Annotated in this window: 12 protein-coding genes and 2 tRNA genes; 13 read left to right on the forward strand and 1 reads right to left on the reverse strand. The window is 49.9% G+C overall.

What is annotated here, in order from left to right:
- Positions 1 to 9 precede the first annotated feature (9 nt).
- Positions 10 to 3,231, forward strand: coding sequence for a carbamoyl-phosphate synthase large subunit (gene carB / locus NY07_RS00525; RefSeq protein WP_033537394.1), 3,222 nt, complete (start codon positions 10 to 12; stop codon positions 3,229 to 3,231).
- Between the two features lie 304 nt (positions 3,232 to 3,535).
- Positions 3,536 to 4,012, forward strand: a complete 477-nt coding sequence (gene greA, locus NY07_RS00530) for a transcription elongation factor GreA (protein ID WP_033537395.1) — start codon at positions 3,536 to 3,538, stop codon at positions 4,010 to 4,012.
- Between the two features lie 62 nt (positions 4,013 to 4,074).
- Here the strand turns inward: greA and yhbY are convergent, their stop codons facing one another.
- Positions 4,075 to 4,374 carry a ribosome assembly RNA-binding protein YhbY gene (gene yhbY, locus NY07_RS00535; protein WP_033537396.1) on the reverse strand — a complete coding sequence of 100 codons (300 nt, stop codon included), beginning with the start codon at positions 4,372 to 4,374 and terminating at the stop codon, positions 4,075 to 4,077.
- Positions 4,375 to 4,465: 91 nt separating this feature from the next.
- Between yhbY and rlmE the strand changes: the two genes are divergently transcribed.
- The 11 genes from rlmE (at position 4,466) to infB (ending at position 15,953) form a co-directional block, all read left to right on the forward strand.
- Entirely contained in the window at positions 4,466 to 5,095 is a 630-nt protein-coding gene (gene rlmE, locus NY07_RS00540; RefSeq protein WP_033537397.1) for a 23S rRNA (uridine(2552)-2'-O)-methyltransferase RlmE, read from the forward strand.
- 45 nt (positions 5,096 to 5,140) lie between these two features.
- Positions 5,141 to 7,111, forward strand: a complete 1,971-nt coding sequence (ftsH, locus tag NY07_RS00545) for an ATP-dependent zinc metalloprotease FtsH (protein WP_088904097.1) — start codon at positions 5,141 to 5,143, stop codon at positions 7,109 to 7,111.
- A gap of 156 nt (positions 7,112 to 7,267) precedes the next feature.
- The gene (gene folP, locus NY07_RS00550; RefSeq protein WP_052125437.1) at positions 7,268 to 8,053 is read left to right on the forward strand and encodes a dihydropteroate synthase; all 786 of its coding nucleotides are present in this window, start codon (positions 7,268 to 7,270) and stop codon (positions 8,051 to 8,053) included.
- Positions 8,054 to 8,132: 79 nt separating this feature from the next.
- Positions 8,133 to 9,464, forward strand: a complete 1,332-nt coding sequence (gene glmM / locus NY07_RS00555; protein WP_033537400.1) for a phosphoglucosamine mutase — start codon at positions 8,133 to 8,135, stop codon at positions 9,462 to 9,464.
- Between the two features lie 167 nt (positions 9,465 to 9,631).
- Complete coding sequence (gene tpiA / locus NY07_RS00560; RefSeq protein WP_033537401.1) at positions 9,632 to 10,414, forward strand: triose-phosphate isomerase; 783 nt, start codon at positions 9,632 to 9,634, stop codon at positions 10,412 to 10,414.
- 1 nt (position 10,415) lies between these two features.
- A complete protein-coding gene (gene secG / locus NY07_RS00565; RefSeq protein WP_033537402.1) occupies positions 10,416 to 10,760 on the forward strand; it encodes a preprotein translocase subunit SecG in 345 nt (114 codons plus the stop codon).
- Between the two features lie 101 nt (positions 10,761 to 10,861).
- Positions 10,862 to 10,947, forward strand: a tRNA-Leu gene (locus NY07_RS00570).
- A 103-nt stretch (positions 10,948 to 11,050) separates the two neighbouring features.
- Positions 11,051 to 11,127: transfer RNA gene (locus NY07_RS00575), tRNA-Met, on the forward strand.
- 159 nt (positions 11,128 to 11,286) lie between these two features.
- Positions 11,287 to 11,742, forward strand: coding sequence for a ribosome maturation factor RimP (rimP, locus tag NY07_RS00580; RefSeq protein WP_033537750.1), 456 nt, complete (start codon positions 11,287 to 11,289; stop codon positions 11,740 to 11,742).
- A gap of 27 nt (positions 11,743 to 11,769) precedes the next feature.
- Complete coding sequence (gene nusA, locus NY07_RS00585; protein WP_033537403.1) at positions 11,770 to 13,269, forward strand: transcription termination factor NusA; 1,500 nt, start codon at positions 11,770 to 11,772, stop codon at positions 13,267 to 13,269.
- 26 nt (positions 13,270 to 13,295) lie between these two features.
- A complete protein-coding gene (infB, locus tag NY07_RS00590) occupies positions 13,296 to 15,953 on the forward strand; it encodes a translation initiation factor IF-2 (protein ID WP_033537404.1) in 2,658 nt (885 codons plus the stop codon).
- The last annotated feature ends 45 nt before the right edge of the window (positions 15,954 to 15,998 follow it).

The raw sequence follows: 15,998 nt of genomic DNA on the forward strand, positions 1-15,998 counted from the left end.
GATTCAGCAATGCCAAAACGTACAGATATAAAAAGTATTCTAATCCTGGGTGCCGGCCCGATCGTTATTGGTCAGGCGTGTGAGTTTGACTACTCTGGCGCTCAGGCCTGTAAGGCGCTTCGCGAAGAAGGTTACCGGGTTATTCTGGTGAACTCAAACCCTGCAACCATCATGACCGACCCAGAGATGGCCGATGCGACCTATATCGAGCCTATCCACTGGGAAGTCGTACGTAACATCATCGCCAAAGAGCGTCCCGATGCCATTCTGCCTACCATGGGCGGACAGACTGCACTGAACTGTGCGCTGCGCCTCGAGGCGGAAGGGGTTCTGGCCGAGTTTAACGTTGATATGATTGGCGCCACCGCCGATGCCATCGACAAGGCCGAAGACCGTAGTCGTTTCGACGCGGCGATGAAAAAGATTGGTCTTGAGTGTCCTCGAGCCGGTATCGCCCGCAGCATGGAAGATGCCTATCAGGTGCTTGAGCAGGTTGGTTTCCCTTGTATTATCCGTCCATCATTTACCATGGGTGGTTCGGGTGGCGGTATCGCCTACAACAAGGAGGAGTTTGAGGAGATCTGTTCTCAGGGTCTTGAGCTTTCTCCAACTAACGAACTGCTGATCGATGAATCGCTTATCGGTTGGAAAGAGTATGAGATGGAAGTGGTTCGTGACCGCAACGATAACAGCATTATCGTCTGCTCTATCGAAAACTTCGATCCTATGGGCGTGCATACCGGTGACTCTATTACCGTTGCGCCAGCACAGACCCTGACAGACAAAGAATATCAGTTAATGCGTAACGCATCTTTGGCGGTACTGCGTGAGATTGGTGTTGAAACCGGTGGTTCAAACGTACAGTTTGGTATTAACCCGAAAGATGGCCGCATGGTGATCATCGAGATGAACCCGCGTGTATCGCGTTCATCGGCGTTGGCATCTAAAGCGACTGGCTTCCCTATCGCTAAGATCGCGGCCAAGCTGGCGGTTGGCTTTACCCTTGATGAGCTGAGCAACGATATTACTGGCGGTGCGACACCTGCTTCGTTCGAGCCTGCCATCGACTATGTGGTCACCAAGGTGCCACGCTTCAACTTTGAAAAGTTTGCCGGTGCAAATGACCGCCTGACCACTCAGATGAAGTCAGTGGGTGAGGTGATGGCAATTGGTCGTACTTTCCAGGAGTCACTGCAAAAAGCATTGCGTGGTCTGGAAGTCGGCGTAAATGGTCTCGACTCTATCGTCGATGTGGAAGATAACGATGCCTTGTCACGTATCCGCCACGAACTGAAAGAGCCAGGTGCCGAGCGTATTTGGTATATCGCCGATGCCTTCCGTGCTGGATTGAGCCTTGAGGCTATCTTCAAGCTGACCAATATTGACCCTTGGTTCCTGGTTCAGATCGAAGAGTTGCTGACCCTTGAGAGTCAGGTAAAAGAAGCCGGTATGTCCAACATGGACAAAGACTTCCTTTACAAGCTTAAGCGCAAAGGCTTCTCTGATGCGCGTCTGGCTGAGTTGCTGGGTGTGAGCGAATCAGAGATGCGCAAGCTGCGTTATCGCTACGAAGTGTACCCTGTATACAAGCGTGTCGATACCTGTGCCGCCGAGTTCTCAACCGATACCGCCTACATGTACTCGACCTATGAGGAAGAGTGTGAGGCCAATCCTTCTAACCGTGACAAGATCATGGTGCTAGGTGGTGGCCCTAACCGTATCGGCCAAGGCATTGAGTTCGACTACTGCTGTGTTCACGCCGCACTGGCGCTACGTGAAGATGGTTATGAAACTATCATGGTTAACTGTAACCCTGAAACGGTTTCAACCGACTATGACACCTCTGACAGACTCTATTTCGAATCTGTGACCCTGGAAGACGTGCTGGAGATCGTGCGTATCGAGCAGCCAAAAGGGGTTATCGTTCAGTATGGTGGCCAGACACCGCTTAAGTTGGCTCGTGACCTAGAGGCTGCTGGTGTACCAATTATCGGTACAAGCCCAGATGCCATCGACCGCGCCGAAGACCGTGAGCGTTTCCAGCAGGCGATTCAACGCCTGGAGATGAAGCAACCTGAAAACGATACCGTGACTACGGTTGAAGGGGCTGTCCTCTCTGCCGAGCGCATCGGTTATCCACTTGTGGTACGTCCATCTTATGTGCTGGGTGGCCGCGCAATGGAGATCGTTTACGACGAGCAGGATCTGCGTCGTTACTTTAACGAAGCGGTGAGTGTCTCTAACGCCTCTCCAGTATTGTTGGACCACTTCCTCGATAACGCTACCGAAGTGGATATCGATGCGATTTGTGACGGCAAGACGGTAGTGGTTGGCGCCATCATGGAACATATCGAGCAGGCGGGTGTTCACTCGGGTGACTCGGGTTGTTCTCTGCCACCTTACACCTTAAGCCAAGAGATCCAGGATCAGATGCGCGAGCAGGTGCGTAAGCTGGCGATGGAACTCGGCGTTGTGGGTTTGATGAATGTGCAGTTCGCGGTACAAGACAACACCATCTACATGATTGAGGTTAACCCTCGTGCGGCGCGTACCGTGCCATTTGTCTCTAAGGCAACGGGTGTTCCTCTGGCTAAGATTGCCGCGCGCGTCATGGCCGGTCAAACACTGGAAGAGCTGGGCTTTACTGAAGAAGTGATCCCACCTTTCTACTCAGTCAAAGAAGTGGTGTTACCGTTCAACAAGTTCCCTGGTGTTGACCCGCTACTTGGCCCTGAAATGCGCTCTACCGGTGAGGTGATGGGCGTGGGTGATACCTTCGCCGAAGCTTATGCCAAGGCAGAACTGGGCGCGACCTCTGAGGTGCCTAAGTCTGGCCGTGCACTGCTCTCTGTGCGTAACAGCGATAAGAATCGTGTTGCCGACCTGGCTGCCAAGCTGATTGAGCTGGGCTATGAGATCGATGCGACTCACGGCACTGCGGTAGTGTTAGGCGAAGCGGGTATTAATCCTCGCTTGGTGAACAAGGTGCACGAAGGTCGTCCGCACATTCTTGACCGTATCAAGAACGATGAGTACACCTATATCGTCAACACCACAGAAGGTCGTCAGGCGATTGAAGACTCGCGTCAGCTGCGCCGTGGAGCACTGCGTTACAAGGTGAACTACACCACGACCTTGAACGCTGCCTTTGCGACCTGTATGGCACACTCTGCCGATAGCCGTACCAATGTGACTTCGGTGCAGGAGTTGCATCAGCGCATTAAAGGCTAATTCGCCGTTACCATTTAAAAAGGCCGCATTAGCGGCCTTTTTTATGGGCGGGTATTGAATCTAAGGCCTCTGTGTGGAGGATTGCGGCGGGTGAGACCATGGTCTTGGCCAATAATCACTAGCGCTGGGCGCGCTAAGGAACACACAGTTCTGGGCGCGCGATAACAAACTCTTGGTGATCCGATAGCTTCTGCCGTCGTCAGGGTATAGAATAGATTCATTCCAAGCGTTCTTTATTCCTAGTCAGTGGCCCAAGTGGTCAGGCTGACTAGGTTGCTTTTGTTTTAAGGAGACGAGTGTTCCTATGAATAAGGTTCCAATGACAGTTGTTGGTGCAGATCAACTACGTAAAGAGTTAGATTTTTTGAAGTTTGAGAAGCGACCAAAGATTGCTGAAGCCATTGGGGTTGCACGAGAACTTGGCGATCTGAAAGAGAATGCCGAATACCATGCGGCGCGTGAAGAGCAGGGCCTGTGTGAGGCGCGCGTGCGCGATATCGAAGGCAAGCTGTCTAATGCTCAGATCATCGATGTGACTAAGATGGAAAATACTGGTCGAGTGATCTTTGGCACAACTGTGACCATCTTAAATCTGGATAGCGAAGAGGAATTTACCTATCGTATCGTGGGAGAAGACGAAGCTGACATCAAGGCTAACTTGATCTCGGTAACGTCACCGATTGCTCGTGGTTTGATTGGAAAATCAGAAGGTGATGAAGTTTCTATTCAGACGCCGGGTGGCATGACAGATTATGAGATCACTGCGGTAGAGTATATTTAAGCACTGATGCTCAGCGACAAAAAAGCCGCTATCTCTAGCGGCTTTTTTGTGTAGCCCAAGAGTTATTTCGCTCTTGGCACGGCAATCTTCATCTCTGGAGATTGACGGAATAGGACCAATACGTGACCGATGAGCTGAACCTTTTCAGCTTGAGTTTCGCGTACAATGGCGTCAACGACTGCATTTTTTAGCTCTCTGTCTCCAGAGGCAACTTTCACTTTGATTAATTCATGATGAGAGAGTGCATTATCAATTTCAGCCAGTACACCTTCAGTCAGGCCATTGGCACCAAGCTGTACAACAGGCTTGAGGTTATGCGCTAAGCCTTTTAGATGCTGTTTCTGTTTGGTTGTTAAGTTCATTTCTACCAACTTTATGCTGAGTTACTGTTGAAAAACCGCTATTCTACCCTCATATAGCCTTTGTGTAACTCATATTTGTTGCGGATTTTAAATGTCAGGTAAAAAACGAACAGCCAGTTCCGCCCGTTGGATGCAGGAACATTTCGATGATCATTATGTTAAGTTGTCGCAAAAACGGGGATTGCGTTCGCGCGCTGCGTTTAAAATTGAAGAGATACAACAAAAGGATAAGCTGATCCGTCCGGGCATGACAGTGGTTGACCTTGGGGCTGCTCCCGGTGGTTGGTCGCAGATTGCCGTTAAGTTGGCGGGTGACACGGGTAAGGTTATCGCCTGTGATATCTTACCTATGGACCCAATAGTGGGCGTTGACTTTCTTCAGGGAGATTTTCGTGAAGAAAAGGTACTCGACGCCTTACTTGAACGGGTAGGCGATGCTAAAGTTGATGTTGTGCTATCGGATATGGCGCCCAATATGAGTGGTACAGGTGGTGTGGATCAGCCGCGCGCCATGTATTTGGTGGAATTGGCACTTGATATGTGTCATCAAGTGTTGGCACCAAATGGTAGTTTTGCTGTCAAAGTCTTTCAGGGGGAGGGCTTTGATGAGTATATGAAGGCGGTTAAAGAGGCATTTACCACCGTCAAAACACGTAAGCCAGACTCGTCGCGACCGCGTTCGCGTGAAGTCTATCTTGTGGCGACAGGATACAAGTTGTAGTAACCTAACGTCAGTAACCGCAAGACTGTATGAGGTCTAGTAATTTTGAGTGATATGGCAAAAAATTTAATTCTCTGGGTTGTCATCGCCGTTGTGTTGATGTCAGTGTTTCAGGGCTACTCCCCCTCTTCATCGAATTCCATGAAGATGGATTATTCAACATTCTTGGACGATGTGCGTTCTGGACAGATTAATACTGTCGAAGTGAAGAGCGACCAGCGTACTATCGAGGGTACCAAAAGAACCGGGGAAAAATTTACCACCATCATGCCTATGTATGACCAGGATCTGATCAATGATCTTGACCGTAAGGGCGTGACCATGAAGGGGCAGGAAGCGGAAGAGTCTGGTTTCTTAACGCAGATCTTTATCTCTTGGTTCCCTATGCTATTGCTTATCGGGGTATGGATCTTCTTCATGCGCCAGATGCAAGGCGGTGGCGGTAAAGGCGCCATGTCTTTTGGTAAGAGTAAAGCCAAGCTGATGAGCGAAGATCAGATCAAGACGACCTTCGGTGACGTTGCTGGCTGCGACGAAGCGAAGGAAGATGTCAAAGAGCTGGTCGATTATCTAAAAGAGCCAACCAAGTTCCAGAAACTGGGTGGTCGTATCCCGACGGGCGTGCTGTTAGTGGGCCCACCAGGTACAGGTAAAACCTTGCTGGCTAAAGCCATTGCCGGCGAAGCTAAGGTACCTTTCTTTACCATTTCGGGTTCTGATTTCGTAGAGATGTTTGTTGGTGTCGGTGCATCCCGTGTACGTGACATGTTCGAACAAGCCAAGAAGTCGGCACCATGTATCATCTTTATCGATGAGATCGATGCTGTAGGTCGCCAGCGTGGCGCCGGTGTCGGTGGTGGTCACGATGAGCGTGAGCAGACCCTTAACCAGATGCTGGTTGAGATGGATGGTTTTGAGGGTAACGAGGGTATTATCGTTATCGCTGCAACCAACCGTCCCGATGTGTTGGATGCCGCCTTGCTACGTCCGGGTCGTTTTGACCGTCAAGTGGTGGTTGGCCTGCCAGATGTGCGTGGTCGTGAGCAGATCCTTAAAGTGCATATGCGCAAGGTGCCTTTAGCCGATGATGTTAAGGCAAGCGTCATTGCCCGTGGTACGCCAGGTTTCTCTGGTGCCGACCTGGCTAACCTGGTGAATGAGGCAGCACTATTTGCCGCACGTGGCAACCGTCGTGTCGTTGGTATGGAAGAGTTTGAAAGTGCCAAAGATAAGATCATGATGGGCGCTGAGCGCCGTACCATGGTGATGTCAGAGGAAGAGAAGGAGATGACTGCCTATCACGAAGCGGGTCACGCTATCGTTGGCTGTCTGGTTCCTGAGCATGATCCTGTGCATAAGGTCACTATTATTCCTCGTGGCCGTGCTCTTGGGGTAACCTTCTTCCTGCCTGAAGCCGATGCTATCAGTCAGAGTCGTCGTAAGTTAGAGAGCCAAATCTCGGTAGCCTATGGTGGCCGTATTGCTGAAGAGTTGATCTACGGTAGCGAGCGTGTGTCAACGGGAGCTTCTCAAGACATTAAGTATGCGACATCCATTGCGCGTAACATGGTGACCCAATGGGGCTTCTCTGAGAAGCTGGGCCCAGTCCTCTATGCCGAAGATGAAAATGAAGTCTTTTTAGGCCGTAGTATGGGTAAGTCACAGCATATGTCTGATGAGACTGCCAAGGTTATTGATGACGAAGTGAAAATTCTTATCGATAGCAACTACGGAAGAGCTCATACTTTCTTAACAGAAAATATGGACATCCTTCATGCAATGAAAGATGCCTTGATGAAGTACGAGACTATCGACGCGACACAAATTGAAGATCTGATGGCTCGCCGCGAAGTGCGCGCACCAGCCGATTGGAACATGGATGAAAACGGTTCTAACGGCAAGGGAAAAGGCGGTCATGGTGAAGCTGTTGAGACTACTGATAAGGCCGAGCAAAGCGTTGAGGCTGAGCCTGCCAGTGAGCCAAAAGAAGGTGATGAATCACCTGTGGTTAAGTAAGCTTCATTGCGATAGATAAAACGCATAATGTCAGAAAACCCCGTCAGGGGTTTTCTTGTTTCAGTTAACCAGTAATAGATTAAGGGGCCTGTCTTGCAACAAGGGTTTCAACTCGTCAGTGGCGATAAATGCTTGGATCTTTCACAGCCTAGGGTGATGGGGATCCTCAATGTTACTCCAGATTCATTTTCAGACGGTGGCCGTTTTACTAGCATAGAGCGCGCTTGTCGCCATGCCGATGAGTTGGTGGCTCAAGGTGCCTGTTTTATCGATATTGGCGGCGAGTCAACCCGCCCCGGTGCTGCCGAAGTCAGTGTTCAAGATGAGCTGGAAAGAGTTATTCCGTTAGTCGAATATGTCAGTCGTCATCACGATGTGTGGATATCGGTGGATACCAGTAAACCTGAGGTGATGGCTGAGGCGGTCGCCGCTGGCGCGCATTTGATTAATGATGTACGCGCCTTGCAAGAGCCCGGTGCTTTAGCGGTAGCGGCAAAGCTGAATGTGCCTGTTTGTTTGATGCATATGCAGGGACAACCCCGAACCATGCAGGACTCGCCTGTTTATCAGGATATCATCAGTGATATCAGTCAGTTTTTTGAGCAACGAATCAGCGCTTGTTTGGCGGCTGGAATTAGACGAGAAAACCTGCTCTTGGACCCTGGCTATGGTTTTGGCAAGACCTTATCCCACAACTATGAGTTATTGAATCGTCAGGGTGAGCTCGCGTCTTTTGGTTTGCCTGTGCTTATAGGGTTATCGCGCAAGAGCATGATAGGCAATCTGTTAAATGTTCCTGTGGGTGAGCGACTGGCCGGCAGTCTGACCGCCGCGCTCTTGAGTATTCAGCATGGCGCGCATATTATCCGTGTCCATGATGTAAAACCGACCATGGATATGATCAGGGTCATGCAGGCTACGGCCAATTATCAGGCATTATAGATTAAAGTGCTGCCTAGAGGGCGGCAAGAAACGAGTGGATCACAGACATTAGCTCCTGGGAGGAGCCGAGGTAGAACAAGTGAGAAAATTTTTCGGAACCGATGGTATTAGAGGTAAAGTTGGCGCGGGTAAGATGACCCCTGAATTGGCGCTTAAACTTGGTTGGGCGGCTGGACGAGTCTTATCCCGTATCGGCACTAAGAAGGTGATCATAGGTAAGGATACTCGTATTTCAGGGTATCTGTTCGAATCCGCGATGGAAGCAGGTCTGTCTGCGGCAGGCTTAAATGTGATGCTGATGGGGCCTATGCCAACACCTGCTGTCGCTTACTTGACCCGCACCTTTAGAGCCGAAGCGGGTGTGGTGATCAGCGCCTCTCATAATCCTTACTATGACAACGGTATCAAGTTTTTTTCTACCGACGGCAGTAAGCTGGATGACGAGGTTGAGCTAGAAATCGAGCGAGAACTGGAAAAACCACTGGAGTGTGTTGAGTCACACCTGCTGGGTAAGGTGTCTCGTATTGATGACGCTGCAGGTCGTTATATCGAATACTGTAAGGGTAACTTCCCGGCAGAGCATACCCTAAATGGCCTAAAAATCGTGGTCGATTGTGCCCATGGTGCCACTTACCATATCGCACCGAGTGTGTTTCGTGAGCTAGGTGCTGAGGTGATCGCCATTGGCGATAAACCCAATGGCATCAATATCAATCATGAGGTAGGTGCTACCTCTATGGGTAAGATACGTGAAACCGTGATCGCCGAGAAGGCGGATCTGGGTATAGCGCTCGATGGCGACGGTGATCGTATCATGATGGTTAATCGTCATGGTAAGGTGATTGACGGTGACGAGATCCTCTATATCTTAGCTTGTGATGCCCAAGACAGAGGCGTGTTAAAGGGCGGTGTGGTAGGCACTCTGATGTCAAACCTGGGTCTCGATTTGGCGCTAAAGGCGCGTGATATTCCCTTCGCCCGCTCAAAGGTGGGTGACCGCTATGTGATGGAGCTGCTCAAAGAGAAGGAATGGCGTATCGGCGGAGAAAACTCAGGTCATATTCTTAATCTGGATCATGGCACCACAGGCGATGGCATAGTGGCCGGTATCTTAGTGTTGGCAGCCATGTGTCGTAAGCAGGCGACGCTTGAAGAGCTGACCGAAGGCATTAAGATGCTACCCCAGGTGCTGGTAAACGTGCGCTTCGAAGGGAGTCATGACCCTCTCAAGGCTGACAGCGTGTTAAACGCTCAAGCGGAAGTTGAGGCTAAGCTAGGTGACCGTGGCCGCGTACTCCTACGTAAGTCAGGTACTGAACCCTTGATCCGCGTGATGGTTGAAGGTGATGTAGCCAGCGATGTGAAGGCCCACGCCAACTATATTGCCGAAGCGATCAAGGCTTTGGTTTAACGCTTCGAACAGGAATTAGCCTTGTCGGGTTAATTCCTGCCCTATTTTTTGTGTGTGAGAATAAAAAGTAATCGCTTCGACGGTTTATCGCAAAAAATCGAGATTTAGGTATTGTAACTTAACAAGTGGTTCGCTATTATTCAGCCCGCTTTCAGAAGGAGACAGTGATGGCCCTAAGACGCCCAATGGTCGCTGGTAACTGGAAAATGAACGGTACTGCGCAACTAGCGCAAGAGTTATTTACCAAGTTTGCTACCAAGCTTCAAGATGATTCTGCGGAAGTGGTCTTATGTCCGCCAACTATTTTTCTTGAAAGTGTACGTCAGCAGTTAGACGCTAATAAAGAAGCCTTAAACGGTTGTCTGGTTCGGATGGGTGCGCAAAACCTAAGTCAGCATGACTTTGGCGCCTATACCGGTGAAGTGTCTGGGCAGATGTTAAAAGATTCTGGATGTCGCTATGTGATTATCGGTCACTCAGAGCGTCGTAGAATGTACGGCGAAACCAGCGATATCGTGGCGGAGAAATTTGCCGCTGCACAGAAGCATGGTTTGACCCCTATATTATGTGTAGGTGAGTCTGGCCCAGCTCGAGAAGCAAGACGCACCTTTGAGGTGATTGCGGAAGAGTTGGATGTGGTCATCGAGAAGAATGGCACCATGGCTTTTGATAATGCAATTATCGCCTATGAGCCGCTTTGGGCTGTAGGGACAGGTAAGAGCGCTACGCCAGAGCAGGCGCAAGAAGTACATGCGTTTATTCGCAAGCGTCTCTCTGAAGTGTCTCCGTTTATCGGAGAGAATATCAGGATTTTGTACGGTGGTAGCGTAACACCGAGTAATGCAGCAGATCTATTTGCGCAGCCTGATGTAGATGGTGGACTGATAGGCGGTGCTAGCTTAAACTCTACCGAGTTTTTAAGTTTATGTTCGATAGCGATGAGCGCATAATATGTACGAAGTTCTAATGGTTATTTACTTGTTGGTTGCGTTGGGCCTGATTGGCTTAATCCTCATCCAGCAAGGGAAAGGTGCTGACATGGGAGCCTCTTTTGGCGCCGGTGCTTCAGCAACATTGTTCGGTTCTTCTGGTTCGGGTAATTTTTTAACTCGTTCTACGGCGATTCTGGCGATTGCTTTCTTTGCCCTAAGTTTGACAATTGGCAATTTGAGCGCGAACCACACCAAGGCTGAAGAATCTTGGAAAGATTTAGGTGCCGACGCGGCAGCAGTGACTGAACAAGTGACTGACGCAGCACAAGATGCACCAAAGTCAGAAGATAAAATCCCTGACTAATTGCTCGAAAGAGCAAACGTAACCCTAGGTTACGTGACTGGAAGACTCGAGTAGCCTCACTACTCAAAAACAGAATCAACCAGTCTAAGTAATGATCACATGCGGATGTGGTGGAATTGGTAGACACGCCATCTTGAGGGGGTGGTGAGCTATGCTCGTGAGGGTTCAAGTCCCTCCATCCGCACCAAATTTAGATTGAGTCTTACTTAATCTGAATCGGTAAAGTAAAACATGAGTTTCGCTTTATCATTGCAAATATTGTTCTCTATCAATATAATTGCAGCAGTTGACGCGGGGTGGAGCAGTTTGGTAGCTCGTCGGGCTCATAACCCGAAGGTCGTCGGTTCAAATCCGGCCCCCGCAACCAGCTTCCCAGTGATGAAGTTTATCTTCATTTCTGTTACAGGTTCTGAATGATATGACCTCGTGATTACGGGGTTTTTTGTTATCTGGACTTTTGAAATATCGTCATTTGATGATGTCGTACTGGGGCTTTATGCCCTTTTTTGTTTTTCGGGGGGTAACCTTGGCAACTTTAGAAAGTAAGCTGGAACAGATGCTTATCGCACCAGTTGAAGCATTGGGCCATAGTCTGTGGGGACTTGAGTATGTGCAAGCAGGCAAGCATTCAGTGCTGCGTGTATATATAGATAATGAAAACGGCATTTTTATCGATGATTGTGCCGATGTCAGTCGCCAGATCAGTGCCGTGCTCGACGTCGAGGACCCGATCTCGAACGAATACACATTAGAAGTTTCTTCGCCTGGTGTAGATAGACCATTATTTACTGCAGAGCAGTATGCGCAATACACAGGTGAAACCGTAAAGGTACAACTGACTATGCCTGTCGCTGGTAGTCGTAATTTAAAAGGGACCGTCACGGGCGTTGAGGGGCAGATGCTGACTCTTACTGTTGATGGCAACGAACTGATTATTGCCTTGGATAATATCCGTAAGGGCAACCTAATCGCTAAGTTTTGATGGATTCGAGCTGAACGAGGCAAGAGAATGAACAAAGAGATTCTGCTAGTCGCTGAGGCGGTTTCAAATGAGAAGGCCGTGCCACGCGAAAAGATTTTTGAAGCGTTGGAAATCGCGTTAGCTACAGCAACCAAGAAAAAATATGAAGGCGATATTGAGGTTCGTGTCGCTATCGATCGTAAGACTGGTGAGTACGAAACCTTCCGTCGTTGGATGGTGGTTGAAGATCATGGTGAGGCGCTGGAAAATCCATTCCGCGAGATCACGCTTGAAGCCGCTCGCTATGAAAACCCAGAGATCCAAGTGGGTGATTATATCGAAGACGAGATTGAGTCAGTTGTCTTTGACCGTATTACTACACAAACTGCTAAGCAAGTGATTGTGCAGAAGGTGCGTGAAGCAGAACGTGCACAAATCGTTGATCAGTTCCTCGAAAAAGAGGGTGAGCTAATCACGGGTGTGGTGAAGAAGAGTAACCGCGAGAGCGTGGTTGTCGACCTCGGAAACAATGCCGATGCCGTGCTGTTTAAGGAAGACCTTATCTCGCGTGAAAGCTTCCGTCCGGGTGACCGTGTACGTGCGCTGCTTTATGCAGTGCGTCCAGAGGCGCGTGGTGCGCAGCTGTTCCTGACCCGTACCAAGCCAGACATGCTGATTGAGCTGTTCCGCGTAGAAGTACCTGAGATCGCCGATGAGATGATCGAGATCATGGGCGCTGCTCGTGACCCAGGTTCTCGCGCTAAGATCGCGGTGAAATCAAACGACCGTCGCATCGATCCTATCGGTGCCTGTGTGGGTATGCGCGGCGCGCGTGTTCAAGCGGTTTCAAATGAATTAGGCGGCGAGCGTGTTGATATCGTGCTTTGGGACGACAACCCTGCGCAATTTGTGATCAATGCGATGGCGCCCGCCGATGTGGCCTCTATCATAGTTGACGAAGATAACCATTCAATGGATATCGCGGTAGAAGCCGATTCACTGGCGCAAGCCATTGGCCGTAACGGTCAAAACGTACGTTTAGCCACTCAGTTATCGGGCTGGGAGCTGAACGTGATGACAGTGGAAGATATGCAGGCTAAACACCAGGCAGAAAGTGCCAAGGTTGTTAACCTGTTCGTTTCTGCACTGGATGTCGATGAAGATTTTGCTCAAGTATTGGCTGATGAAGGTTTTACCTCACTTGAAGAAGTGGCCTATGTACCTGAGTCAGAACTACTTGAAATCGACGGCTTCGACGAGGAGATCGTTGAGGCACTCAGAGAGCGCGCTAAGGCTGCAATCTCTACACGGGCTTTGGCATCCGAAGAGGCACTCGATGGTGCTGAGCCAAGCGAAGATTTACTTGCCCTAGAAGGTTTAGAACGTCATTTGGCGTACGTGTTGGCAAGTAAAGGCGTAATTACGCTTGAAGATTTAGCCGAACAAGGCATTGATGATTTGATCGAGATTGAAGAATTAACAGAAGAAAAGGCTGGTGAGCTCATCATGGCAGCCCGCAATATCTGTTGGTTTGGCGAAGAAGCTTAAGTCGATCAACAGAGGGGATTTTACAGATGTCAGATACCACAGTAGCAAAACTGGCCGAGGAAGTAGGGAAAAGTGCTGATCGATTAGTTGAGCAGTTTTCTGAGGCAGGAATTAAGAAGAGTAAAACAGATACTGTTTCTGAAGAAGAAAAGCAGAAGTTGCTTGAGTTTCTTAAGAAGCAACATGGCGGCGATGCAACGCCAACCAAGATGACACTACAGCGTAAATCCATTTCGACACTGAGCGTGTCGGGTAGTGGTGGTCAGTCTAAAGACATCAAAGTGGAAGTGCGTAAGAAGCGTACTTTCGTGAAGCGTGACCCAGCGGCAGAAGCCGAGGCGGAAGCCAAAGCTAAGGCTGAAGCGGAAGCTAAAGCGGCGGCAGAAGCCGAAGCTAAGGCCAAGGCAGAAGCGGAAGCCAAAGCTAAGGCTGAAGCAGAAGCCGCAGCAAAGGCCAAGGCTAAGGCCGAAGCTGAAGCTAAGGCGAAGAAAGCAGCCGAAGGTAAGCCAGTGGTTGAAGAGACTGCAGAAGAGAAAGCCGCCAAGGTGGAAGAAGCTCGTCTGTTAGCTGCTAAAGAAGCCGCTGCTAAGGCTAAAGCCGATGAAGAAGCTAAGGCTGCGGCCGAAGAAGCGCGTCGTCTTGCCGAAGAGAACGAAAAGCGTTGGGCTGAAGAAGAGCGCATTCGTAAAGAGTCAGAAAAAAGTGCCGATCACCATGTGACCACTTCAACTGAAGCGCGCGCAGCAGAAGACACTGCCGACATGAACGCAGAGAAGCGTGGCCGCCGTGCCCGTAAGCCTGCTGGCGGTAAGAAAGAAGCTCTGAACAAGAAGCGCGGCGGTAGAGATGCCCGTGGCGGTCGTAATCAGCGTAACCAGCGTAATGCGCCTGAGTCTATGGACCATGGCTTTAACAAGCCAGCAGTGGCTGTGACTCGTGATGTGAGCATCGGCGAGACAGTGACTGTTGCCGAGTTGGCACAGAAGATGGCGGTTAAAGCAACTGAGATCATCAAGCAGATGATGAAGATGGGGACTATGGTCACCATCAACCAGGTGCTTGATCAGGAAACTGCGCAGTTGGTTGCCGAAGAGATGGGCCACAAGGTTGTACTGATCCGTGAAAACGAGCTTGAGCATCAAGTACTCGCTGACCGTGACGGCAACGTTAAAGTTGAGCCTCGTGCGCCAGTGGTAACCATCATGGGTCACGTTGACCATGGTAAGACATCACTACTTGACTACATTCGCCGTGCGAAAGTGGCATCTGGTGAGGCCGGTGGTATTACCCAGCATATCGGTGCATACCATGTTGAAACCGGTAATGGCATGATCACCTTCTTAGATACGCCAGGTCACGCCGCGTTTACCGCAATGCGTGCTCGTGGAGCTAAGGCGACCGATATCGTGGTATTGGTTGTGGCGGCCGATGACGGCGTGATGCCACAGACCATCGAAGCGATTCAGCATGCTAAGGCCGGTGGTGTTCCACTGATTGTTGCAGTGAACAAGATAGATAAGCCAGAAGCAGACCCAGATCGCGTTAAGTCTGAACTTTCACAGCATGGTGTCATGTCTGAAGATTGGGGCGGGAACAACATGTTTGTTCACGTGTCAGCTAAGTCTGGTGAAGGTATCGACGAGTTGCTTGAAGGCATCTTGCTTGAAGCCGAAGTTCTTGAGCTTAAAGCGGTTCGTGAAGGCATGGCGGCCGGTGTGGTTGTTGAGTCTAAACTTGATAAGGGTCGCGGCCCTGTTGCCACCGTTTTGGTACAAGAAGGTACCCTGAAGCAGGGCGATATCGTTCTTTGTGGTCTTGAGTACGGTAAAGTCCGTGCGATGAAGGATGAGAACGGTAAGTCAATCACCGAAGCAGGTCCATCGATTCCGGTCGAGATCTTAGGCCTTTCTGGTGTGCCATCAGCTGGTGACGAAGCAACGGTTGTTCGTGACGAGCGTAAGGCGCGTGAAGTGGCGCTATACCGTCAAGGTAAGTTCCGCGATGTTAAGCTGGCACGTCAGCAGAAGTCTAAACTAGAGAATATGTTCGCTAACATGACTGAAGGCGAAGTCCAAGAGTTGAACATAGTGCTTAAGGCCGATGTACAAGGTTCTCTGGAAGCGATTTCTGACTCGCTCAACAAACTGTCTACCGATGAGGTGAAGGTAAATATCATCGCCAGCGGTGTGGGTGGTTTGACCGAGACTGATGCAACGCTTGCTGCGGCATCTAACGCTATTATGGTGGGCTTCAACGTTCGTGCCGATGCACAGGCGCGTAAGACCATCGAGAGCGAGAGTGTTGACCTACGTTACTACAGCGTTATCTATCATCTGATTGATGAAGTTAAAGCGGCCATGGGCGGCATGTTGTCTCCTGAGTTCAAGCAAGAGATCATTGGTCTTGCCGAAGTACGTGATGTGTTCAAGTCTCCTAAGATCGGTGCTATCGCCGGTTGTATGGTCACCGAAGGTACCATCAAGCGTAGCGCGCCTATCCGCGTACTGCGTGATAACGTGGTGATCTTCGAAGGTGAGCTGGAATCACTGCGTCGCTTTAAAGACGACGTTAGCGAAGTGCGTAACGGCATGGAGTGTGGTATCGGCGTGAAGAACTATAATGACGTCAAAGTTGGCGATCAGATAGAGGTCTTCGAAACGGTCGAAATCGCTCGAACCTTATAATCATAAAGGGGCGGCGTAAGCCGCCCTTTTTGTTCAGGCATGACC

The organism is Shewanella sp. ECSMB14101 (genome assembly GCF_000773485.1).
Taxonomy (GTDB): domain Bacteria; phylum Pseudomonadota; class Gammaproteobacteria; order Enterobacterales; family Shewanellaceae; genus Shewanella; species Shewanella marisflavi.